The organism is Streptomyces peucetius (assembly GCF_025854275.1).
Lineage (GTDB): Bacteria > Actinomycetota > Actinomycetes > Streptomycetales > Streptomycetaceae > Streptomyces > Streptomyces peucetius_A.
In genome coordinates this window covers 7,978,126-8,000,952 of record NZ_CP107567.1, presented here as the reverse complement: position 1 = coordinate 8,000,952, position 22,827 = coordinate 7,978,126, and the positions used below count along the sequence as shown (strand labels likewise).

Here is a 22,827-nt window from a genome sequence, read left to right as displayed (position 1 = left end):
CGCCTTGGGCATCATCCACGACTTCGTCATGCTCAACGCCCCGCGCGACACCCGCGCCGCCGAGGCCGCGATCACCCAGGCGATCAGCACCCTGCGCACGGCGCTCGGCACCGACTGACCGTCACTACTGCTTGACCCTCACCGGCACCGTCGCGTCCGCAGGGCCCCGGGCCGTCCCAGGGCCCTGCGTGTACGCGTCAGGGGCGTGTCCGAGAGAGGGCGGTGGTGCCGCAGGAAGCATTCCGTAGAAGAAATCGCACCAGAGAGTCGAACTCATGATGGAGAACCTGCCTGGCCCCTGGTCCCCAGGGCCGAATTCGAACGGGGTGGCCCCCCTGTCACTGCAGATCTTCCGGATCGTTTGGGACTCCCAACGGAGTCCGCTTCGAGCCGAGTTCCGTTTCGATCGCAATGATCCTCTTATCGTCTCGGTCACCTTCCGCCCAGCAATCGGGCCTCCCGTCACCTGGAAGATCGGCCGTGACCTTCTCCACGACGGCCTGCTGGCGCCGACGGGGATCGGGGACGTGCGGGTCTGGCCGAGGATCAGCAGAGGTCGGCCGATGCTGCGCCTGCGCCTGGAGCGCTGCGGCATGCGGGTGCTGTTCGAACTGGACCTGCACCGGGTGGAGGACTGGCTTTTCGAGACATACGACCTGGTCCCGCCCGGCGAGGAACTCACCGGTCTCGACTGGGACGCGCTGGTGGCCAACCCGCTCGAGGACCACTGACCGCAACGTCGACGGCCCTTCGCGCTCGCCTCGCCGAGGCGACAGGGCAGCAAGGGCCGACCGGAGCCGGACACCGAAGACGCTCTCGCGGCGAAGGTGCTCAGGCGGTACCCGTCATCAGTCCAGCAGAATGCTGCGCAGGTTGGGGATGAGGTGCCGGACGAGCTGTTCGTCCGACATCTCGGCCAGGGGTCTGCTTTTGAAGACGTACCGGGAGAACGTCACCCCGGTGAGGTAGGCGCCCACAGACGCCACACGCTCCTCCAGTTCTGGGCCCGGAATCACCTGCCGGTACATCTCCAGACTGTCCTGCTGCATCGCGGTGAACAACCGTTTGGCGGTCTCCTCCTCCGAGGCCACCGCACGCAGCATGGCCACGAACGGGTCGCTGCCTCCGCTCTCGGTCACGCGCCGGACGTAGGACCGGACGATGCGCGTCGGCAAGGTCTTGGGGTCGCCGGCCACTTCCGCCATGAGCGTGCGGGGGCTGGGCACCGCGGCGAGGAACAGCTGTTCCTTGGATGTGAAGTGCCGCAGGACCAGGCCGTGGGTCACTCCGGCCCGGCGTGCGACGCCGCGGACGGTCGTCTTGGTGTAGCCGCGCTCGGCGAAGGCGGCGCGGGCGGCTTCGAGGATCGCGGCCCTGCTTGCCGCAGGGTCCCGCCTGCGCTTCTTGGCCGGAGTGGCGTCCTGGTCGGGGAGGTTCGTGGGTGGCGTGTCCATCCCGAAAGTATACAAAAGGTTACCAGCACGCTGACCGGTTGGTCACTAGACATGGGAATCTAGCTGCCTAATTGCACGAATCGGCCCCATTTACCCCGAGCGGTCGAAACTTTTTAAGTGACCACCTGGACATTAAAAGCTCGAGGGGCTACCTTCGCTAATGACCAGACGGTCACCATCGAGTCGGCTTGCTCGGTCTGCTCGGCGGCCGAACCGTCGCTGCCGTTCACCACAAGAGAAAGAAGGCCAGTCATGGCTCCTGAGCCCCTCACCCCGGCCAACACCACCGTCGTCCTCGTCGACTACGCCGTCGGTTTCGCGAACCTCCTGCGCTCCCACGACCTCGCGGAGCACATCAACAACGTCGTGGGCCTGGCGAAGACCGCGAAGTGGTACGAGAGCGGCCTGGTGGTGACCAACGGCCAGTCCACCAAGCCGTCCGGCCCGCTGTACCCGGAGCTGCTGGAGGCCCTCGGTGACCAGCCGGTCATCGAGCGTGCGGTCGACTTCAACTCCTTCCTGGACGAGTCGTTCGCCCAGGCGGTCCGGGCGGAGGGCCGACAGAACCTGGTGATCGGCGGCATCGCCACCGACGGGTGCGTGCTGCAGACCGTGCTCGGCGGCCTGCGCGAGGGCTACCGCGTGCACCTGGCGGTCGACGCCTCCGCCAGCCCCTCGCTCGAGGCCCACAACGCGGCGGTGCAGCGCATGATCCAGGCCGGTGCCGTCCCGGTGACCTGGTTCTCCATGGCCGCCGAGTTCCAGCTCGACCCCACGTTCCACGACGCCCCGCACCGAATGCGACTGATGCAGGAGAACGTCCCGGCCATGGCCATGGGCGCCCGGTCCTTCGGCAACGCCGTCGAACTGGGCAAGCGCACCGCCACAGCCGCCTGAGGCTGCGGCGGCGCGAGCACCCGCGAGTACCGGCCAGTCAACGCACCCATCCATACCCACCCCATAGCGGGTCTCGGCCCGCCACGCAGAGAGGAGAGCGCCTCATGAGCGACATACAGGAGGACCGGCTGCTGTCCGGGCGGACCGTTCTGGTGGCGGGCGCGACCGGCGGCATCGGCGAGGGAATGACCCTCGCGCTGCTTCGCCAGGGAGCCACCGTCGTGGCCACCGGCCGCAGCGAGGAACGACTGGCCGGCCTCGCCGACCACGTCAAGGAAGCCGGGCCCGGCACCCTGATCACCCACCCGGTCAATGTCGGCGACGCCGACAGCGAATCGGTGCGCGCCCAGCTGTCCGGATACGGCGCGCTGGACGGCGCCGTCATCACCATCGGCGACTGGGGCAGCCCGGAGCGCACCGGCATCCTCGACATCTCCGACCGTGAGTGGGAGGAAATGATCGCCTCCAACCTGACGAGCCATTTCCACGCGCTGCGGGCGCTCACCCCCCTGCTGTCCCGAGAGGGAGCGCTGGTGCATCTGAGCGGTTTCAGCGCGGACATCCCCTATCCGTTCTCCGCCCTCGTGGGGGCCACCAACGCGGCGAAGAAGTCGCTGGTGCGCTCGCTGCACGCGGAACTGAACGGTGCGGGCCCGCGCGTGTACGAGCTCATCATCGGCCCCATCCGCACCCGTCCACGGGCCGCGATCGGAGCGGACAACCCCGGCTGGTTCAGCGCCGAGGACCTCGGGCAGCACGCGGGCCGGCTCATCGCCCGCAGCGGCGCGTACGCCGACGCCCCGCTGCAGTACCTGATCACCCGCGCCCACGGCGTGCGGACCACCCCACCCCAGTAAAGAACACGTGCGGATCCCCGTCCCCGTACGGAGTCCGCGGAGGCATCCATGCACACCATCGACAGCTCACCGCCGGCCTCTCGGCTGCCCCTTCCCGACAGTCTCGCCGCGGTCGCGATCCGGCCGGGCCACAGCGATTACGACAACGTGCGGCACACCTATACCCGCACCGGATCACCGGCCGCCGTGATACGCGTCCGCGATCACGAGGACATCGCAGCCGCCCTGGCCCACGCCCGCACCGCACAGCTCCCCCTGACCGTGCGCAGCGGCGGCCACGGCATCAGCGGCCGCTCCACCAACGACGGCGGCATCGTCGTCGACCTCTCCGGTCTCAACGCCGTGCAGGTGCTCGACGCCAGATCCGGACTGGTCCGCGTGGAAGCGGGAGCCCGCTGGGGAGACGTCGCCGCCCAGCTCGCGCCCCACGGTCTGGCCCTGTCCTCCGGAGACACCGGGGACGTCGGGGTCGGCGGGCTGGCCACCACCGGCGGTATCGGCCTCATGTCCCGCCTGCACGGCCTGACCATCGACCACATGCGCGCCGCCGAACTCGTTCTGGCGGACGGCTCCCTCGTGCGCACCGACGCCGAACACGACCCGGACCTGTTCTGGGCCGTACGCGGCGCGGGAGCCAACTTCGGGGTCGCGACGGCCTTCGAGTTCCAGGCCGAGCCGGTGGGCGACGTGATCGCCGCGGTCACCACGTTCGACGCAGGGGACACAGCCGCGTTCCTCACCCGGTGGGGGGCCGCCGTGGAGGCGGCGCCCCGAACGGTCACCAGCTTCCTGACGCTCATGTCGGGCCCCGGTGGACAGTCCGTCGCCCAGGCGATGACCGTGCACGCGGGGGCGGACCCCGAGACTGCGCGCGAGGCGCTCGCACCCGTGCTGTCCGCCGGACCCGTGCTGCAGAACCAGGCCTTCGTCACCCCGTACCACCAGTTGCTGCCGGCCACGCACGCGGCGCAGTACGCGCAGCAGCCGCTCACGGTGTCGCGGTCCGGGCTGCTCGAGCACCTCACCGAGCCCGCCGCCGCGGCCATCGCGTCGGTGCTGGTGACCGGAAGGGCTCCCATGGTGCAGCTGCGGTCCGTCGGCGGAGCGGTCAACGACACGCCCTCGACCGCGACAGCCTACGCGCACCGCACGCAGAACTTCTCGCTGATGGCCGCCACCGTGCCGACGGGGCGCAAGAACCTGGACCGGTACTGGGAACGGCTTCACCCGCACCTGAAGGGGCTCTACCTGAGCTTCGAAACGGGCACCGGACGACAGCAGTTGCAGGACGCCTTCCCCGGGGCGGTGCTGGACCGGCTCGTGCTCCTCAAGTCGCGCTACGACCGCGACCACGTCTTCGACAACAACTTCGCCCTGCCGTCGGCGGACCTCCCCGGTTGACCCCGGCCGACGGCAGCCCCCAGGGGCGACACATCGACACGGACCGCGCCCCGGTCAACGCACCCACCACCCGTACTCCGGCGGAGAGGCCCGACAACCACGCCCAGCACACACCTCACCGAGTTCCAGTCCATCCCCACCTCGGGCGCCCGGGGCGTGGAGCCCACAGGGGCGACGACAATCGCTTCCTTCCGCTGTCCGCCATTTCAGCGGTGGCCGGTATCCCTCGCGGCCGGTCGGCGGGTGGACGGCGGGCCACAGCCGGAAGCGAGGGTCTCTCAGAGGGCGTTAAGTAGACGGAATGTCCGCGGTCGTCCCCTCTACCGCTTCCACGCCCGGCGCGAGTCTTCTTGCCGTCTCTGCCGGGGCGGAACCGGCAGCCTCTGCCGGGGCGGAACCGGCAGCCGTGCCCATGACCTCGACGGCAGAAGCCGCCGTGCAGGAAAGCCGCCCGAGACGCGTCACCTCGAAGCATCGGTCGCCGGAGCCGACGGCCGACATGGCCGTCTGCAGGTCTGCGTCACCCGCACCGGCGGCCTGCACCGCTCGGGTTCACCGTGCCAGCACCTTTCTCGTGACCGGGCCGGGCGCCGTCCACGGCGGAGACCAACACGGGACTTTGGAATTTTTGTCCAATGCCTTAGACTTCTGATACAGAATCCGGACCGTCCCTGAGGAGGATGGATGGCGGGCAATCAGCCGGACGTCGACCACGCCGCACTGCAGCCAGTCGACGAACACCCCTACTCGGTGGCGTTCCGTAGCGGTGATCTGGTCGCAGTGTCCGGACGCCTCGGTGTGAGCGAACCCGGTGTTCTAGTGCCGGGCGGGTTCGAGGCCGAATGCGCACAGGCGCTCGCGAACTTGGACGAAGCCCTGAGATCGGCCGGCGCTGTCCGCGCCGATGTGATCAAGGTGGTGGCCTATCTGACCGACGTCGCCGACCGCGCCCGGCTCAACGCTGCGTACGAACGGTTCTTCACCTCGCCGCGCCCCGCCCGGAGTTGCGTCGGAGTGGCGGCACTGCCGTACGGCGGCTGCATCGAGATCGAGGCTCTTGCCCGGGTACCTGTGGCATCGGAGGCAAGCGGTGTCGACTGAGGAGCAGGACGCCATCATCGCGGCGCTGGCCCCCGTCATCGACGGCATCGTCACGACGCTGGGGTCCTTCTGCGAGGTGGTCGTCCACGACTTCCGCCGGCCGGAGAGGTCCGTCGTCGCCATCGCGGGCACGGTCACCGGACGTACGGTCGACGGATCGATGAGCGAGATCGGCATGGGCATTCTCGCGCGTGGCGACGAGGCGACCGACGAGCTGAACTACATCACCCGCACCCAGGACGGGAAGCTGGTCAAGTCGTCGACCATGGTTCTGCGCGATTCCGCAGGTACGGTCTTCGGGGCGCTGTGCGTCAACGTCGACATCACCGCGGTGAACCAGGCGCACGCCCTGATCGGAGAACTCGCCGGCGTCACCGGTTCCGCCGCGATGCCGACGACCACGTTCGACAACGACATCGGCTCCGTGGTGGACGCGATCGTCGACGCTCACCAACTGCGGCAGAACAAGAAGTGGTCCGAACTCAGCCGCAGTGAACGCCTGGAGCTGTTCAGCAGCCTCGACGACCATGGTGTCTTCGCCGTGCGCGGCGCAGCTCAGCAAGTCGCGGAACGACTCGGCATCTCACGGGCCTCCGCCTACAGCTACCTCGCCAAGGCCAGAACCGGGGGCGCCAACGGCCCGGACCGCAGCGCGACGGTCGGCACCGACCAGGATGGAGCACAGGCATGACCGACACCCCGCACATCACCCTGGAGAACGTCCGCGACGCCGCCGTGCGGATCAAAGGCGTCGCCCACCGCACTCCCGTGCTGCGCTCGCGCACGCTGGACGGCCTGAGCGGCGCGGAAGTCTTCGTCAAATGCGAGAACTTCCAGCGCATCGGAGCGTTCAAGTTCCGCGGGGCGTACAACGCCGCGTCACAGCTGTCCGCCGAGCAACTGGCGAAGGGAATCGCCGCCTACTCCTCCGGCAACCACGCGCAGGCCGTCGCCCTCGCTGCCCGAGAGCTCGGCACCAGCGCCGTGATCCTCATGCCGAAGGACACACCACACTCCAAGATGGCAGCGACGGCCGACTACGGAGCGGAGATCGTCACCTACGACCGCTACACCGGCGACCGGGTCGCGATCGGGGAAGCGCTCGCCGCCGACCGCGGTCTGACGCTCATACCTCCGTACGAGCACCCGCACGTGATCGCCGGACAAGGCACGGCCGCGCTTGAGCTGATCGAGGAGGTCGGCGACCTTGACGCCCTGATTGTGCCCGTCGGAGGCGGGGGCCTGATCGCCGGAAGCGCCACGGCCGCCAAGGGACTTCTGCCCGGAGTGAGAGTGATCGGCGTCGAGCCGGAAGGCGGCGACGACACCAAGCGGTCCCTGGAAGCCGGCCGGCGCGTCTCCATCCCGGTGCCCCGTACCATCGCCGACGGTCAGGCCGCGGACATTCCCGGGGAGCTCACCTTCTCCCTCAACCAGCGGCTCGTGGACGGCATCGCCCTGGTCAACGACGATCAGATTCGTGACTCGATGCGGTTCGCCTTCGAACGCATGAAGATCGTCGTCGAACCCAGCGGAGCGAGCGCCCTGGCCGCCCTGCTGGCCCACCGGATCGACCGCGTTCCGCGCAGGATCGGCGTCATCATCTCCGGCGGCAACATCAGTGCCCAGCGGTTCACCGAGGTCCTCGATGGCTGAAATGTATGGGTCGGTCGCCGCCGGGGCGGGTTTCGGGTGTTGCTGAGTCATCATCAGGTGTTCCCAGTGCGGGCGTCCCGGACGGGGCGACCCCGCTGGCATCGTGGGCGGCGAGCACACTGCCGTCTGGGCTGAGGCCAGGGGGCTGATGTAGGCGGTGTGCCGGGTGAGCCTGTGTGTCGCTTGCCCCTTGAAGTGGACCGTCCATGCCGCCCGCGGCGTGGGTACGGCTGCCCTCAGGGATTCCGGTGGGCCCGACGTCCGGGTCTATACCGCTCCGGGTCCGAGGCTCCATCGGCCCCGGAGCGGTTCACCGCATCGCCGGCCTTGTGGCACCGTGCAGCCGTCATACCGTCGAACCGGCGAGGCGTGCGGCAGTTTGCCGTGCGAGCCCGCCGGCCTCAGGCCGTCCATTCCGCGGCCGCGTCCAGCAGCCAGTCCGTCAGGTAGCCGGCGAAGGACGAGCGGACCAGCACCCAGAACCCGGCTCTGGGTTCTTCCCGGGCGACCAGCACGATCTGGGCGCGGGCGAGGGTGGTCTGGGCGCAGCGTCCGGGCTCGAAGGTGCGCGGGTGGAGATCGAGCGGGCAGCCGTGTGCCAGCAGGTCTCGGGCGCGTGGACCTGCGACGAGGAGGGTGGTTCGCTGGGCGGAGACGTCGGTGACGGATACGGGCTCCTCACCGGCGGCCCCGCGGATCCGGCTCTGAAGGTCCTTCTGGCTGCCCGGCGGGCCGACCACCAGCCACTCGTCGGGACCGAGCCACAGAGCCGTCAGCTCCCCGGCGCGTACGACGGTGTTGGGTTCGAGGGGCAGTTGGAGATCCAGCGCGAGCCCGACGGCGTCCGCTGCCGCTCCCTTGGCGTCGAGACGGACGTCGACCTGAGCCAGGAAGGGGAGTTCGGCCAGTCGGACCGCGCCCTGGGAAGCGCGGGTCGCGGCGGCCAGTCGGTCGGCGGCATCCGTCAGGGGGCTTTGGAGCGGGATGGGAAGGGCGGTGTCAGCCATCGCGGCGGGCTCCCTCGGGGTCGTAGAGAACAGGGCTGGCGACGGTCACCGGGACCAGTCGGTCGCCCAAGGGGGCGTAGAGCCGCTCTCCGATGCGGTCGCGGCCGCCCTTGACCAGGGCGAGGGCGAAGGTCCGGCCGAGGGCGGCGCTGTGGTAGCTGGACGTGACGTGGCCGAGCATCGGGACGGGTGGGGCGGGCAGCACACTGTCGGCGACCAGGTGCGTGCCCTCGGGGAGGAAGGTGCCGGGGTCCTCGGGGAGCAGACCGACCAGGTGCTTGCGGTCGGGGCGCACCGTGTCGGCACGGGCGTGGGAGCGCTTGCCGATGAAGTCGGGCTTCTTCTTCGACACCACCCAGCTCATGCCGAGGTCCTGCGGGGTCACCGTGCCGTCGGTGTCCTGGCCGACGATCGGGTAACCCTTCTCGGCGCGCAGGACGTGCATCGTCTCCGTGCCGTACGGGGTGATGCCGAACGGCCGGCCCGCCTCGCACAGTGCCTCCCACAGCGCCCTCGCGTGCCACGGGGAGACGTTGATCTCGTAGGCCAGTTCGCCGGAGAAGCTGATCCGGCACACCCGGGCCTCGATGCCCGCGACCGTCGTGTCCCGCCATGCCATGAACGCGAAGCTGTCGTTGTCCACCCCCAGCGTCGGCGCGAGCTCACCCAGCACCGCCCGGGAGTTCGGGCCGACCAGTGCCACGGTTGCCCACTGTTCGGTGACCGAGGTGCAGTGCACGCGCAGGTGCGGCCACTCGGTCTGGAGCCACTCCTCCATCCAGTCCAGCACGGCGGCGGCGTTGCCCGTGGTCGTGGTGATGAGGAAACGGTCCGGCGTCAGGCGGATGACGGTGCCGTCGTCGAAGACCATTCCGTCGGGGCGGCACATCACGCCGTAGCGGATCATGCCGACCTTCAGGGTGCTCATCATGTTGGTGTAGAGCAGGTCGAGGAAGGCGCCGGCGTCCGGGCCCTGTACGTCGATCTTGCCGAGGGTGGAGGCGTCCATGAACGCGACGCCCTCGCGGGCGGCGGCGCACTCGCGCAGCACGGCGGTCTCCATGTCCTCGCCGTCGTGCGGGTAGTACCAGGGGCGCTTCCACTGTCCGACGTTCTCGAACAGGGCGCCGCGCGCGACATGCCAGTCGTGCAGGGGCGTTGTACGGATCGGGTCGAGCAGCGGGCCGCGGCCGCGGCCCGCCAGCGCCGCGAACGAGACCGGCGTGTAGGGCGGCCGGAAGGTGGTGGTGCCGAGGGCGGAGATGTCGACGCCGAGGAGTTCGGCGACGACGCCGCTCGCCAGGACTCCGGAGGTCTTGCCCTGGTCGCCCGCGGTGCCGGCCGTGGTGTAGCGCTTGGTGTGCTCGACCGAGCGCAGACCGGAGCCGGTCGCGCGCGCCAGGTCGTCGACCGTGACGTCGCGCTGGAGGTCGACGAATCGGGGTGCTCCGGTCGCACCGGGAACGGTGAAGACCTGCATGGGAGGGGCCTGCGGTACGGCGGCAGCAACGTCGGGAAGGCGGGGCGCCTCACAGGTGTAGCTCTCGGCCTCGATGGCGCGGGCGCCGGCGGCGGCGCCCTGTGCGAGAGCCCCGGCCAGGTGGAGGACGCCGTTCGCGCTGCCCGCGGCCTCGACGGCCTGGCGGCAGGTGTCGGGGACGAAGGAGCCGAGCGTGTCGTCGTAGCGCAGCTTGCCGCCGGCCTGGCTGAAGAGGTGGGCCACGGGGTTCCAGCCGCCGGAGACCAGCAGCAGGTCGACGGCGAACTCCCGGCGTGCCGTGGACTCCCCGTAGCGGGCGGCGGTCACCGCGGTGAGACGCGTGTCGCCTTCCGTGCCGGTGACGGCATGTCCGGTCAGCACCTCGATCCCGGCTTCCCGGGCATGGCGCGCCCACTCCCCCGGCTCGGAGCGGGTGTCGACGATCGCGGCGATGTGCAGGCCCGCCTCGGCAAGATGGAGAGCTGCGGCGTAGGCGCTGTCGTTGGTGGTGAAGACGACGGCGCGGCGGCCGGGCAGAACACCGTGGCGGCCTGCGTACGTGCGGGCCGAGCCCGCCAGCATCACACCGGGGCGGTCGTTGTCCGCGAAGGCGAGCGAGCGCTCGTGGGCTCCGGTGGCGAGGACGACGCGCCGGGCGCGGATCCGCCAGATGCGTTCGCGGGAGACGTGCCCGGGGGCGTCGGCGCCGAGGTGGTTGGTGCGGCGCTCGACGGCGAGGAGGTGGTTGCCGTCGTAGTAGCCGAACACGGTGGTGCGGCGCAGCACACGTACGTCGGGAGCGGCTTCGAGTTCGCGGCCGGTCTCGTCCGCCCAGTCGAGGAGGTCGCCCGTGCCGAGCAGGCTGCCGCCGAGTTCGGGCTGGTCGTCGGCGAGGATGACGCGGGCTCCGCTGCCGGCGGCGGCGGACGCGGCGGCGAGTCCGGCGGGTCCGGCGCCGACGACGAGCAGGTCGCAGTGTGCGTGGACGGCGTCGTAGCGGGCGGGGTCCGGTTCGGTGGCGAGGCGGCCCTGGCCGGGCAGGCTGCTCGCGACCAGGCCGTCGTAGAGTTCGACGGCTGTCGCAGGGAGCATCGGCTCGGGGAAGGGGGCCTCGATCTGGACGACGGCGTTGGGTTCCTCGACGCCTGCGGAGAAGATGCCGCGCGGGCGGCCGAGCTTGATGCTCGTGCCGGCCTGGATGACGCCGTTGGCGAGGAGGGCGGAGGCGAGGGTGTCGCCCCGGTAGCCCTCGTACTCCACGCCGTCGAAGCGGAAGGTGAGGGGCTGGTTCCGCGACACCCGGCCGCCGGTGGGCAGGCGGAAGGGCTGCGTGGTCGTGGTCGTGGTCTCGTCCGCCGTCCCGGTCCGTCCGGAGAACGTGGGCCGGCTGCCGGCCCCTGCTGTGGGCTGCGTCCTCCTGCCGCCGTCGACGTGCCTGTCGCCGGCCGTCGGCGCCGGACGCGGCTCGGCGGAGGGGGTGGTGTGCGGCTCCGGCTCGCCGGCCCGGTACACGGCGAGGATCTCGTTGGTCGCCGTGTTCCGGACGGCGTTGAACCAGCGGCGGCAGCCGTCGGCGTGGCTCCAGCGCTCGGCGAAGGGGCCCTTGGGGTTGTCGCGGAAGAACAGGTAGCGCGCCCAGTCCTCGTCGGTCAGGGCCGCAGGGCCCTCGGGGTAGGGCACGTGCGCCTGGCCGCCGTAGTGGAATTCGGCCTCGTCACGAGGTCCGCACCAGGGGCATGGAATGAGCATCATCGGCAGGCTCCTAATGAGCGACCGCGGCCGCGCCGTGCTCGTCGACGAGCGCGCCGGTGGTGAAACGGTCGAGCGAGAAGGGGGCGTTGAGGGGATGAGGCGTGTCGTGGGCGATGGTGTGGGCGTAGACCGAGCCGACGCCGGGGGTGGCCTTGAAGCCGCCGGTGCCCCAGCCGCAGTTGAGGTAGAGGTTGTCGACGGGGCTGAGGCCCACGATCGGCGAGGCGTCGGGGCTGACGTCGACGATGCCGCCCCAGGTACGCAGAACATGGGCGCGGGCGAAGACGGGGAAGAGCTCCAGGGCCGCGGACATCTGCTCTTCGATGATGTGGAAGGCGCCGCGCTGGGTGTAGGAGTTGTACGCGTCGATGCCCGCGCCCATGACGAGCTCGCCCTTGTGCGCCTGGCTGACGTACACGTGCACCGCGTTGGACATGACGACCGTCGGGTGCACGGGCTCCAGAAGTTCGGAGACCAAAGCTTGCAGCGGGTGGCTCTGGATCGGCAGCTCGATGCCGGCCATCGCGGCGAGGACCGAGGTGTGGCCTGCCGAGCAGAGCGCCACCTTGCCCGCCGCGATCGGGCCCTGGGTGGTCTGGACGCCGACCACCCGGTTGCCGACCATGTCCAGGCCGGTGACCTCGCAGTTCTGGATGATGTCGATACCGGCGGCGTCGGCCGAGCGGGCCAGGCCCCAGGCGACGTGGTCGTGCTTGGCGATACCGGCGCGGGGCTGGTAGGTGGCGCCCATCACCGGGTAGCGCACGTCCGGCGAGATGTTGACGATCGGACAGACATCCTTGACCTGCTGCGGGTCGAGCCATTCGGCGTCGACGCCATTGAGCCGGTTGGCCTCCACCCGGCGCACACTGTCACGCACGTCCTGAAGGCTGTGCGCGAGGTTGAGCACACCGCGCTGGGAGAACAGGATCGGGTAGTCGAGCTCGTCCGCCAGCCCTTCCCACAGCTTGAGCGCGTGTTCGTAGATCCCGGCGCTCTCGTCCAGAAGGTAGTTCGACCGGATGATGGTGGTGTTGCGGGCCATGTTGCCGCCCGCCAGCCAGCCCTTCTCCAGCACGGCGACATTGGTGATGCCGTGGTTCTTCGCCAAGTAGTGGGCGGTGGCCAGGCCGTGACCGCCACCGCCGACGATCACCACGTCGTACGAACGCTTCGGCTCGGGCGTGCGCCACAGCCAGGCGGGGTGTTCGGGCAGGTCGGCGCCTGGGGTGCGGGGGCTCATCGCGGGTCTCCTGACAGGTGCGGGTAGAGCGGGTGCTTGATCGCCAGCGCCTCGGTGCGGGCGCGCAGGGCGCCGGTGTCGGGCTCGGGCTGGAGGGCCAGGGCGATGATGTCGGCGACTTCGGCGAAGTCCTCTTCGGTGAAGCCGCGGGTGGCCAGGGCCGGGGTGCCGATGCGCAGTCCCGAGGTCACCATGGGCGGGCGCGGGTCGAAGGGGACGGCGTTGCGGTTGACGGTGATGCCGATCTCGTGGAGCAGGTCTTCGGCCTGCTTGCCGTCGAGTTCGCAGGCGCGCAGGTCGACCAGGACGAGGTGGACGTCCGTGCCGCCGGTGAGGACTTCACTCCGGCAGCCGCCGTGTCGGGGCGGGTGAGCCGTTCGGCGAGGATGCGGGAGCCGGCGAGGGTGCGGGCCTGGCGTTCGGCGAACTCGGGTGACGCGGCGACCTTGAACGACACTGCCTTCGCGGCGATGACGTGCTCCAGCGGTCCGCCCTGCATACCGGGGAACACCGCCGAATTGATCTTCTTGGCGAGGTCGGCGTCGTTGGTGAGGACGACTCCTCCGCGGGGGCCGCCGAGCGTCTTGTGCGTCGTCGTGGTGGTGACGTGGGCGTGCGGTACGGGGTTGGGGTGCAGGCCGGCGGCGACCAGCCCGGCGAAGTGCGCCATGTCGACCATCAAAAGGGCGCCCACCTCGTCGGCGATCCGGCGGAAGGCCGCGAAGTCCAGCTGCCGCGGGTACGCCGACCAGCCCGCGATGATCATCTTGGGGCGGTGTTCCTTGGCGAGACGCTCGACCTCGTCCATGTCGACGAGGTTGTCCGCCTCGGCCACGTGGTACGGCACGACGCCCAGCATCCTGCCGCTGTAGTTGATGCTCATGCCGTGGGTGAGGTGCCCGCCGTGGGCGAGATCGAGCCCGAGGATCGTGTCTCCGGGCTGGAGCAGCGCGAAGAAGACGGCGGTGTTGGCCTGGGCGCCCGAGTGCGGCTGGACGTTGGCGAAGCCCGCGCCGAAGAGGGACTTGATCCGCTCGATGGCCAACCGCTCGGTGAAGTCGACGTGTTCGCAGCCGCCGTAGTAGCGACGGCCCGGATAGCCCTCCGCGTACTTGTTGGTCGCGACCGAGCCCTGGGCCTCCATCACGGCGGTGGGCGCGAAGTTCTCGGAGGCGATCATCTCGAGGGTGGACTGCTGGCGGTGCAGCTCGGCGCGGAGGGCTTCGTGGACCTCCGGGTCCAGCTCCGCGAGGGGGGTGTTCAGCGTGTTCATGCGGTGCCTGCGTTCCTCTCGGCGGCCTCGACGACATTGGCGAGCAGCATCGCCCGGGTCATGGGTCCCACTCCCCCGGGCATCGGCGCGAGCCACCCGGCGACGGTGGCCGCGTCCGGGTGCACATCGCCGAGAAGGCCGTCATCGGTGCGGGTGATACCGACGTCCAGGACGGCTGCGCCGCGGCGCAGCATGTCCTTGGTGATCAGCCCGGGTGAGCCGGCGGCCGCGACGACGATGTCCGCCTCGCGTACGTGCCAGGCCAGGCCCTTGGTCCCGGTGTGGCACAGGGTCACGGTGGCGTTCTCGGACCGGCGGGTGAGCAGCAGTCCGAGGGGACGGCCGACCGTGACGCCCCGTCCGATCACGCACACCCGCGCTCCCGCGAGTGGCACGTCGTGGCGGCGGAGCAGTTCGACGATGCCGCGCGGGGTGCAGGGCAGCGGGGCTTCGACACCGAGGGCGAGCTGGCCGAGGCTGACGGGGTGCAGGCCGTCGGCGTCCTTGGCCGGGTCCATGCGCTCCAGGACGGCGCCCGCGTCCAGGTGGCGCGGGAGCGGAAGCTGGACGATGTAGCCGGTGCAGGCCGGGTCGGCGTTGAGCTCGTCGATGACGTCCTCGACCTGCTGCTGCGTGGCGTCGGCGGGCAGTTCACGGCGGATCGAGGCGATCTGGACCTGGGCGCAGTCGCGGTGTTTGCCGGCGACGTAGGCGCGGCTGCCGGGGTCGTCGCCGACCAGGACGGTGCCGAGCCCCGGCGGGCGTCCCTCGGTGGTGGTCAGCTTGGCCACGCGTTCGGCGAGTTCGCGGCGGATCGTGGCGGCGGTCGCCTTTCCGTCGAGCAGTTGTGCGGTCACCGGCGGTGTTCCTTCCCTGCGGTCAGCCACGGAGGCGGGACATGGTCGGGTCGAACAGCGGCTCCTCGGCGACGGCCGCCTCGACCCGCTGGTCGAAGTAGCCGATGTGCAGGGTCCGGCCCGGTGTGGCGAGTTCCGCGGGGAGCCACGCGTAGGCGATGCCCTTGCCGATCGTGTAGCCGTGGGCGGCGCTGGTGACGTAGCCGACGGGGCGGTCGCCGTCGTACACCGGCTCCTTGCCCATGACGACGGCGTGCGGGTCGTCGATGGTGAGGCAGGTCAGCTTGCGCCGGACGCCGGCCTTGCGCCGCTCCAGCGCCGACTTGCCGATGAAGTCGTCCTTGTCGAGCTTGACCGCGAAACCGACTCCGGCCTCGTAGGGGTCGTGCTCGTAGGTCATGTCGGTGCCGAAGGAGCGGTATCCCTTCTCCAGGCGCAGGCTGTTGAAGGCGCCTCGGCCGGCGATGATGCCGCCGAGCGGCTCGGCCGCCTGCCACAGGGTGTCCCACAGTTTTGGGCCCATGTCGGCGGTGGTGTAGATCTCCCAGCCGAGTTCACCGACGTACGACAGGCGCCACGCGGTGACCGGGACGCTGCCGATGTGGGCGCGCTTGGCGCGGAAGTACTTCAGGCCGTCGCCTGAGAAGTCCTGGTCGGTGAGCGGCTGGAGGACCTCACGCGCCTTGGGGCCCCACAGGCCGATGCAGCAGGTGCCGGCCGTGATGTCGCGGACCTGGACCGAGCCGTCGGCGGGCAGGTGGCGGGTGAACCAGTCGAGGTCGAGGTTGCCGTTGGCGCCGACCTGGAAGTGGTCGCGGGCGAGCCGGGCGACGGTGATGTCGCTGCGGATGCCGCCGTCCTGGTCGAGGAGCAGGGTGTACGTCACCGAGCCGACGGACTTGTCGACCTTGCCGGTGGACAGCCGTTCCAGGAAGGCGGCGGCGCCGCGGCCGGTGACCTCGAGGCGCTTGAGGGCCGTCATGTCGTACATGGCGACCGTCTCGCGGGTGGCCTGGGCTTCGGCGCCGACGATCGGCGACCAGTACTGCGCGGCCCAGTCGTTGGGGGTGGGGATGGTGCGGCCTTCCAGCAGCCCGGCGTTGGCCTCGTACCAGTGCGGGCGCTCCCAGCCGTTCGCCTCCAGGAAGAAGGCGCCGTGCTCCTGCTGGCGGGAGTAGAAGGGGCTGGTGCGGATCGGCCGCGGGTCCGCCGGCGGCTGGAGCGGATGCAGGATGTCGTAGACCTCGACGAAGTTCTGGCAGTCGCGGGCCAGGACGTACTCCGGAGCGAGCTGGTGCGGCTCGAAGCGGTTGACGTCGCACTCGTGCAGGTCGAAGGACGAACAGTGACCGTCGACGAGCCATTCGGCCATGGCGCGCCCCACGCCGGCGGAGTGGGTGACCCACACGGCCTCCGCGACCCAGAAGCCCTTCACGTCCGGGGACTCGCCCAGCAGGGGCAGTCCGTCGGTGGTGAAGGAGAACAGGCCGTTGATGCCCTCCTCGACCTCGGCCTCCTTCGTCGCGGGCAGCAGGGCCTGCGTCTCGGTCCACGCCTCGGCGAAGTCGTCCTCGGTGAACTTCAGCACCGACGGCATCTCGTCGGCCTCGTCCACGGACAGGATGTCGTCCACGTCGACGGGCATCGGACGGTGGCCGTAGGAGCCGATGCCGAGCCCGTCGAAACGGTCGCGGTAGTAGAGGTCCGCGTCCTGATGACGCAGGATCGGGCGCACCGCCTCCTCGGTCTGGCCCGCAAGGGCCGGTACCGGGCCGGTCCAGGCCAGCTGGTGGGCCAACGGGGTCAGCGGGAGGTTCATGCCGACCATGCGGGCGATCTTCGGGCCCCAGATCCCGGCGCAGCACACCACGATGTCGGCGGGGGTCTCCCCCTGGTCGGTGACGACTGCGGTCACGCGGTCGTCCTCGGTGCGGATGTCGAGAACCTCGTGGCGGGCGAGGAAGCGCACACCGCGGTCGGTGGCCCGCCGGATCTGCGCCTCGACGGCGAGGACGGCCTTGGCGAGGCCGTCGGTCGGGATCAGGAGACCTCCGAGGACCTTGTCCGGGTTCACGAGCGGGTGCTGTTCGACGCACTCCTCGGAACTCAGCAGCCGGCTCTCGATGCCCCAGGCGGTGAGCCAGCCGTGGCGGCGCTGGAGTTCCGCGACGCGCTCGGGAGTGGTCGCCACTTCGAGGCCGCCGACCTGCAGGTAACAGGGGCGGCCGTCGACGTCGAGCGAGCAGAACTTCTCGACGGTGTAGCGGGCCAACTCGGTCATGGTCTTGGAGGAGTTCGTCTGGAAGACCAGGCCCGGGGCGTGTGACGACGATCCCCCGGTGGCAGGGAGCGGGCCCTGGTCGACCACGGTCACGTCCGTCCAGCCTCGCGCGGAGATCTCATCGGCAAGTGCCGCTCCCACGACGCCCGCTCCGATAATGACCACCCGGGGTCCCGCCATCGCCGCACCTCCGACTCAAAGCAATTCAGTTGCTTTCTGCGCAACAAGGTTCATGTTGCGCAACTCAATGTGCCTGTCGCAGTGAGGAGTGTCAAGGGGTCGTGACGTCGGGGAACAGGACGGAACGCAGGCGGGCCCGGCGGGCTGCCGACGCAGCCTGCCGGGCCCGCCGGGCGGGGCGCCGGGTCGCTCGCGTACCGGCGCTCGCCGGCGGCGCGGGAACCGGAGAGGGAGCTGCCCTGCACCCTGCTCGGTCCAGGCGTCGATCTTGCCGTGGACAGAAAGTGCCTGCCCATGAGGGCGCGGGCTGTTCAAGAGGCAGAGGCGAGCCCTCAGCGTGACCCGCCACCCGCCCCGGTCGCCGCCGAGGCGCCGGTCATCCGGTCATCCGGTCATCCGGTCGAGCAAAGCGCAGCGCCACCGCTCGGTCTCGGCGATCTGGTTGAAGGTGAACAGGTGCAGGCCGGCCACGCCCGACGAAGGTGCGGTGAGTGCCTCGGCACTGCGGGTGAGCAGTCGCTCGGGCGAGTAGCCGCCCGGTGCCGCGAAGCGCAGGAACCACGAGGTGTGCGTGGTCAGAAAGCGGGCCGACTCCCCCACGCCGATCTTCGCCGCCATGGACAGCAGCTTCGCGCGCTGCACGGGCCCTGCGACGCCGACGTGGACGGGCAGGGTGACGTCGCGGCGGCGTATCCGGCCGACCCAGTCACCCAGCAGGCGCGGGTCGAAGCACATGTTGCTGACGATGTACGTGGCGTGCGCCCGTTTGTCCCACATCGCCTGAACAGTGAGGTCGTCGTGGATGAGCGGGTGACTCTCGGGATAACCGGTGATGCCGACATGATCGAAGGGGCTGCCCAACTCGCTCAGCCTGCGCAGCACCGGCAGCGCCCCGCCGTAGGCCCCGGCCGGCGGGTCCGCGTCGCCCGCCGGGACGAAGACGTCGGCGACGCCGGCCCCGCGGAGCCGGTCGACGACGTCTTTCAGGTGCACGTCGTCCCGCAGCAGTCGCGCGGGAACGTGCGGGACGACGCGGTAGCCGTGCGCCGCGAGCCGGGTGGCGAGGTCGAGCGTCGGCTCCAGGCCCTTGACCGGCGACGCCGTCACGGTGACGACGACATCGCGCGGGACATGGGCGATGACCTTGTCCTCGGTCCCCTTCGCGGGCAGCACCTCGTAACGGACGGTGCGCATCAGTGCACGGAAGCGGTCGCCGCTCACCAAGTGCCCGACCCGCTTCCGGGAACCACACGCGGCCTCTGCGCTGTGCGCATGCGTCTGCCGACCGGTGGGACGGGCGTCCGGTCAGCGCCCGTCGTACCGGTGCAGGACGGATGCAGGGCGGTCTCGGCGGAGAGCCGGCCGGCCGGCGCGCTGCCGGCCGATCCGCCGCCGGTGACGACGCAGTGCTGCAGTGAAGCCATGGCCCCTCGTCCCGCTCGCGCCGCAGATGGGCGCGGCCCACTCGTAGCAGTAGCGTTATACGCACCATGTTGCGATTTACACAACTAAGGAGGGGTGCGTCACCCTGCGACGGCTGCCGCTGCTGTTGTTTTTACCGACCGGTATGGTTTCGCCATGAGCAACTACAGTCCGGATAACGAAACGGCGGGTTCGCAGACCGGTGGGGTGCAGTCCGTCGACCGCGCCATCAGCGTGCTGGAAATCCTGGCCCAGCGCGGCGAGGCCGGGGTCAGCGAGGTGGCCGCCGAGATAGAGGTGCACAAGTCCACGGCGTTTCGTCTGCTGGGCGCGCTGGAAGCGCGGGGCCTGGTGGAGCAGGCCGGTGAGCGCGGCAAGTACCGCCTCGGTTTCGGCATCGTGCGCCTCGCCGGTGCGGCCACGGGGCGGATCGACATCATCCAGCAGAGCCGCCCGGTCTGCGAGCGTCTCGCCGAGGAGTTCGGTGAGACCGTCAACCTCGCCGTGATGCAGGAGCACTACGCGATCAACCTCTACCAGGTGCGCGGCCGAGGTGCCGTCACCGCGCACAACTGGGTCGGCCAGCTGACCCCGCTGCACGCCACCTCCAGCGGCAAAATCCTGCTGGCCCACATGCCCCCCGAGGAGCGGGCCGCGCTGCTGTCCGAGACCGGGCTGAAGAAGATGACCCCGCGCACTCTCACCGCGAAGACGAAACTCGAGAAGGATCTCGCCGAGGCGCACAGACGCGGCTACTCCTGGACCTTGGAGGAGATGGAGGTGGGGCTCCACGCCATGGCCGCACCGGTCCGCAACCGCAACGGAGAGGTCATCGCGGCACTCAGCGCCTCCGGACCCGTGTACCGGCTCACCGAGGAGCGCATGCACGAACTCGCTCCGGCCCTGGTCCGGGGGGCGGATGAGATCAGCCATCGAATGGGCCACCTGGGGTGAGACCGCGGCCGCCGCGGCCGACGGCCCGGGTGTCCGACGCCCGCGGACCCGCCGCTGCTGCGACTGTCTCGCTCCCGGGCGCCCGTGAACGAAGGACGCCCTCATGATGCGCCGGTGAGCTGCTTGCGCCACCGCGTGAACAGCCTTGCCCGGTTCATCGCGAGCACGGCGACCGGATGTCCGGCACGCCGGTAGACGGCCAGGAAACTGCGGTCGCCCGGAGTGCCTTCCTCGACGGTCACACTGTCGGCACCGGCCGCATGGCCGGCGAACTGGATCTTCACGCCGTACTGGTCCGACCAGAAGTACGGCGGCCGGGGCACCCCCGGTTCAGCCGCGCCCGACGACAGCAGTGCGGCCACGGCCGCGTCGGGCCGCTCCCGCGCACCGGTCCAGTGTTCGACGCGTCGATGGACGCCCGCAGACCGGTCGTACCAGGAGGCGCAGTCACCGACCGCGACCACAGAGGCCAGGCTGGTGCGGCCGTCCGCACCGCACGTGACGCCGTTGTCGAGCGCGACGCCGGATCCTTCCAGCCACTCGACACACGGGCGGGCGCCGACACCGACGACGACGGTGTCGGCGGGGATGCTGCGGCCGTCCTCGAGCAGGACAGCGTCGACCCGGGTCTCCCCGCTCAGCCCCTTGACACCCACGCCGCACAACAGCCGTACGCCGTGGTCCGCGTGGAGGGCGGAGACGATGCCGCCCATGGTCTCACCGAGCGGCCCGGCCAGCGGTGTCGGCGCCGCCTCGACGAGGGTCACGTCGAGTCCCAGAGCGTATGCGGTGGAGGCGACCTCGGCGCCGACGAATCCGCCGCCGATCACCACCAGCCGTCCTCCCAGGGCCAGTTCGTCCCTCAGGGCGCGGGCGTCGTCCAGCGTGCGCAGGCAGTGCACGCCGGCCAGCCCCTCCGTGCCCGGCAGCTTCCGCGCGGCCGCGCCGGTCGCAATGACGATCCCGTCGGCCCGGACCGCTCGGCCGTCGGCGAGGCGCACGGCGCGGTCCGCGCTGTCGAGTCCGGTGGCGCGGGCGCCGAGCAGCCACTGGGCCCGCAAGTCCTCGTCGTCCGACTCCAGCGCCAGATCGGCCTCGCCGATGCCGCCGGCCAGGAATTCCTTGGACAGCGGCGGCCTGTCGTACGGGCGGTGCTGTTCGTCGCCGACGATGACCAGCCGCCCGTCGTATCCCTGCTTCCGCAACGAGCGCGCCGCCGACAGACCGGCCAGCGAGGCACCCACCACAGCCACTGTCCTCACGCGAGACCCCCCGCGAGCCGAGACGCGATGCAGGGCGGCAGGTTGGGGGCATCGGTGGACAGCCGCACGTGGATCACGCCGCCCTCGATGAAGACCTCGTGCGTGCGGACCGGGCGCTTTGCCGGCGGAGCGTCGACGGCTCCGGTCCGGAGGTCGAACTTGGAAGCGTGCAGCGGGCATTCCACCTCGCCGCCCTCCAGCCAGCCGTCGGCGAGCGAGGCGTCCTGGTGGGTGCAGGTGTCATCGATGGCGAAGACCTCGCCGTCATCGGTGTGGAACACCGAAACCGGCGGATCGATGTCGAGCCGGCAGGCCTCGCCTCGCGGCAGGTCCACGAGACGGCACACGGGAATCATCATGACACCTCGGTGCATATAGCGAAACGGATTGCGGTTAACGCAACGCCAGTTTGCGGGCGGCCCCGAACCCTTGTCAAGGCGCCCGAAGGGCGGGTCGCAGCTCTTTTCGTGGTTTCTTTTTATGCACCGAGCTGCGCAATACGCAACACATGATGGGCCTCGTGGCACGGGGAGGAACAGCGGCCAGGCACGCAACGAGCCTGCGGGCTGCCGCTGTCAGCGCCACGGAGGAGGAGTCGACGTGGCATGCGTCGCGCTGCCGCCGGCCTCCGTCCGCACCCGCAGGACCTGCGGCCCCTGATGCGGCCCCGACGCCAGAGCCAGCAGCCGGAAGGCCTTCAGCTCGGTCTCCGTCCACTCCCGCTCCGGCTCGGATCCCCAGGTGATGCCGGCGCCTGTGCCGAGGCGCAGCGCCGGGCCCTTCGGGGCGCAGCGGTCGATCCAGAAGGTGCGGATTCCCACGGCCAGTTCGCCGGTCCTGCGGTCGGCGTCGACCCAGCCGATGCCGCCGCAGTACGGCCCGCGGGGCGCCGTCTCCAGCGCATCGATGACGCGCAGCGCGCTGGACTTGGGCGCGCCCGTGACCGAACCAGGAGGAAACGTACCGGCCAGCAGCTCCGGCCAGCCCGTCCCCTTCTCCAGCTCGCCCCGCACAGTGGAGACCAGGTGGACCAGGCCCGGATGCTGCTCGACCGTGCACAGCGCCGGGACGGTCACGGATCCGGTGGCGCAGACCCGGCCCAGGTCGTTGCGGACCAGGTCCACGATCATCACGTTCTCGGCGTGATCCTTCTCCAGCAGGTCGTCCGCCGGCCGGCCGGTGCCCTTGATCGGCCCGGACTCGACGCTCCGGCCGTCGCGCCGCAGAAACAGTTCGGGCGAGGCAGTGGCGACCTCGACGCCGTGGGCCGGCAGCCGGACCGTACCGGCGTACGGAGCGGGATTGCCACGGGCCAGCAGAGCGGTCAGCTCATCGACATCGGCCGTCTCGGGGTCGGGCAACGGCGCGGACAGCACCCGGCACAGATTGGCCTGGTAGACCTCGCCCGCCGCAATGTATTCGCGGATGCGCCGCACCCCCGCGGTGTAGGCGGTGCGGTCCAGGGAAGAGGTCCAGTCGGCGGCCGCCGGGCCCCACCGGGCCGGCCGACGCCTGCCAGGCCCGGGGGGCGGGCACCGGCGCCCTGCGTACGTCCCCGAAGCGGGCGCACACCAGAGCTCCTTCGAAGCCGGCGACCACCGCCCAGAAGCCGGCGGAGTCCAGGGCTGCGGGATCGCCGGTCACATCCCGCAGATCGGTGGCGACGAGGGAGCCGAAGCGGGCCAGCGGGGCGGCGTCGTACACAGCGGTTCGTCCAGTGAGCAGGCGGTCGGATGTTCCTCGGCAGTGG

Annotated in this window: 17 protein-coding genes and 2 pseudogenes; 8 read left to right on the top strand and 11 right to left on the bottom strand. The window is 70.4% G+C overall.

The window, feature by feature from the left end; genetic code table 11:
- The first annotated feature begins 275 nt into the window (after positions 1-275).
- Positions 276-731, top strand: coding sequence for an SsgA family sporulation/cell division regulator (locus tag OGH68_RS35855; RefSeq protein ID WP_319020263.1), 456 nt, complete (start codon positions 276-278; stop codon positions 729-731).
- A gap of 117 nt (positions 732-848) precedes the next feature.
- On the opposite strand, the gene OGH68_RS35850 is transcribed toward OGH68_RS35855, so the two are convergent.
- Positions 849-1,454: a TetR family transcriptional regulator gene (locus OGH68_RS35850; RefSeq protein WP_264249771.1), complete on the bottom strand. Its 606-nt coding sequence runs from the start codon at positions 1,452-1,454 to the stop codon at positions 849-851.
- 252 nt (positions 1,455-1,706) lie between these two features.
- On the opposite strand from OGH68_RS35850, the gene OGH68_RS35845 reads away from it, so the two are divergent.
- From OGH68_RS35845 to OGH68_RS35820, 6 genes are all read left to right on the top strand, one after another.
- Positions 1,707-2,351: an isochorismatase family protein gene (locus OGH68_RS35845; RefSeq protein ID WP_264249770.1), complete on the top strand. Its 645-nt coding sequence runs from the start codon at positions 1,707-1,709 to the stop codon at positions 2,349-2,351.
- Positions 2,352-2,455: 104 nt separating this feature from the next.
- Positions 2,456-3,208: an SDR family NAD(P)-dependent oxidoreductase gene (locus OGH68_RS35840; RefSeq protein ID WP_264249769.1), complete on the top strand. Its 753-nt coding sequence runs from the start codon at positions 2,456-2,458 to the stop codon at positions 3,206-3,208.
- 48 nt (positions 3,209-3,256) lie between these two features.
- Entirely contained in the window at positions 3,257-4,609 is a 1,353-nt protein-coding gene (locus OGH68_RS35835) for an FAD-binding oxidoreductase (protein WP_264249768.1), read from the top strand.
- Between the two features lie 684 nt (positions 4,610-5,293).
- Positions 5,294-5,710, top strand: a complete 417-nt coding sequence (locus tag OGH68_RS35830) for a Rid family hydrolase (protein WP_264249767.1) — start codon at positions 5,294-5,296, stop codon at positions 5,708-5,710.
- A complete protein-coding gene (locus OGH68_RS35825) occupies positions 5,700-6,401 on the top strand; it encodes a transcriptional regulator (protein WP_264249766.1) in 702 nt (233 codons plus the stop codon). Before OGH68_RS35830 ends, OGH68_RS35825 begins: the two co-directional genes overlap by 11 nt.
- Entirely contained in the window at positions 6,398-7,366 is a 969-nt protein-coding gene (locus OGH68_RS35820) for a pyridoxal-phosphate dependent enzyme (protein ID WP_264249764.1), read from the top strand. Before OGH68_RS35825 ends, OGH68_RS35820 begins: the two co-directional genes overlap by 4 nt.
- A gap of 401 nt (positions 7,367-7,767) precedes the next feature.
- Here OGH68_RS35820 and OGH68_RS35815 read toward each other — a convergent pair whose 3' ends face one another.
- The 7 genes and pseudogenes from OGH68_RS35815 to OGH68_RS35785 all read right to left on the bottom strand — a co-directional run bounded on the left by OGH68_RS35815 (position 7,768) and on the right by OGH68_RS35785 (position 18,633).
- Positions 7,768-8,373 (bottom strand): sarcosine oxidase subunit gamma, encoded by a 606-nt coding sequence (locus OGH68_RS35815; protein ID WP_264249763.1) that lies wholly within the window; start codon positions 8,371-8,373, stop codon positions 7,768-7,770.
- Positions 8,366-11,605 (bottom strand): sarcosine oxidase subunit alpha family protein, encoded by a 3,240-nt coding sequence (locus tag OGH68_RS35810; protein WP_264249761.1) that lies wholly within the window; start codon positions 11,603-11,605, stop codon positions 8,366-8,368. The genes OGH68_RS35815 and OGH68_RS35810 overlap by 8 nt, the downstream gene beginning before the upstream one ends.
- Before the next feature lie 10 nt (positions 11,606-11,615).
- Entirely contained in the window at positions 11,616-12,848 is a 1,233-nt protein-coding gene (locus OGH68_RS35805) for a sarcosine oxidase subunit beta family protein (RefSeq protein ID WP_264249759.1), read from the bottom strand.
- Positions 12,845-14,121, bottom strand: a pseudogene (glyA, locus tag OGH68_RS35800) (serine hydroxymethyltransferase). The gene OGH68_RS35805 and the pseudogene glyA overlap by 4 nt, the downstream one beginning before the upstream one ends.
- Positions 14,118-14,978, bottom strand: a complete 861-nt coding sequence (locus OGH68_RS35795) for a bifunctional methylenetetrahydrofolate dehydrogenase/methenyltetrahydrofolate cyclohydrolase (RefSeq protein WP_264249758.1) — start codon at positions 14,976-14,978, stop codon at positions 14,118-14,120. The pseudogene glyA and the gene OGH68_RS35795 overlap by 4 nt, the downstream one beginning before the upstream one ends.
- Before the next feature lie 22 nt (positions 14,979-15,000).
- Positions 15,001-17,439 (bottom strand): GcvT family protein, encoded by a 2,439-nt coding sequence (locus tag OGH68_RS35790; protein ID WP_264249757.1) that lies wholly within the window; start codon positions 17,437-17,439, stop codon positions 15,001-15,003.
- 384 nt (positions 17,440-17,823) lie between these two features.
- Positions 17,824-18,633: a 5,10-methylenetetrahydrofolate reductase gene (locus OGH68_RS35785; protein ID WP_264249756.1), complete on the bottom strand. Its 810-nt coding sequence runs from the start codon at positions 18,631-18,633 to the stop codon at positions 17,824-17,826.
- 384 nt (positions 18,634-19,017) lie between these two features.
- On the opposite strand from OGH68_RS35785, the gene OGH68_RS35780 reads away from it, so the two are divergent.
- A complete protein-coding gene (locus OGH68_RS35780; protein ID WP_264249755.1) occupies positions 19,018-19,815 on the top strand; it encodes an IclR family transcriptional regulator in 798 nt (265 codons plus the stop codon).
- Between the two features lie 101 nt (positions 19,816-19,916).
- Here OGH68_RS35780 and OGH68_RS35775 read toward each other — a convergent pair whose 3' ends face one another.
- From OGH68_RS35775 to OGH68_RS35765, 3 genes and pseudogenes are all read right to left on the bottom strand, one after another.
- Positions 19,917-21,077 carry an NAD(P)/FAD-dependent oxidoreductase gene (locus tag OGH68_RS35775; RefSeq protein WP_264249753.1) on the bottom strand — a complete coding sequence of 387 codons (1,161 nt, stop codon included), beginning with the start codon at positions 21,075-21,077 and terminating at the stop codon, positions 19,917-19,919.
- Complete coding sequence (locus tag OGH68_RS35770; RefSeq protein WP_264249752.1) at positions 21,074-21,436, bottom strand: bifunctional 3-phenylpropionate/cinnamic acid dioxygenase ferredoxin subunit; 363 nt, start codon at positions 21,434-21,436, stop codon at positions 21,074-21,076. Before OGH68_RS35770 ends, OGH68_RS35775 begins: the two co-directional genes overlap by 4 nt.
- Positions 21,437-21,652: 216 nt before the next feature.
- Positions 21,653-22,781 (bottom strand): annotated as a pseudogene (locus OGH68_RS35765) (chorismate-binding protein).
- Between the last annotated feature and the right edge of the window lie 46 nt (positions 22,782-22,827).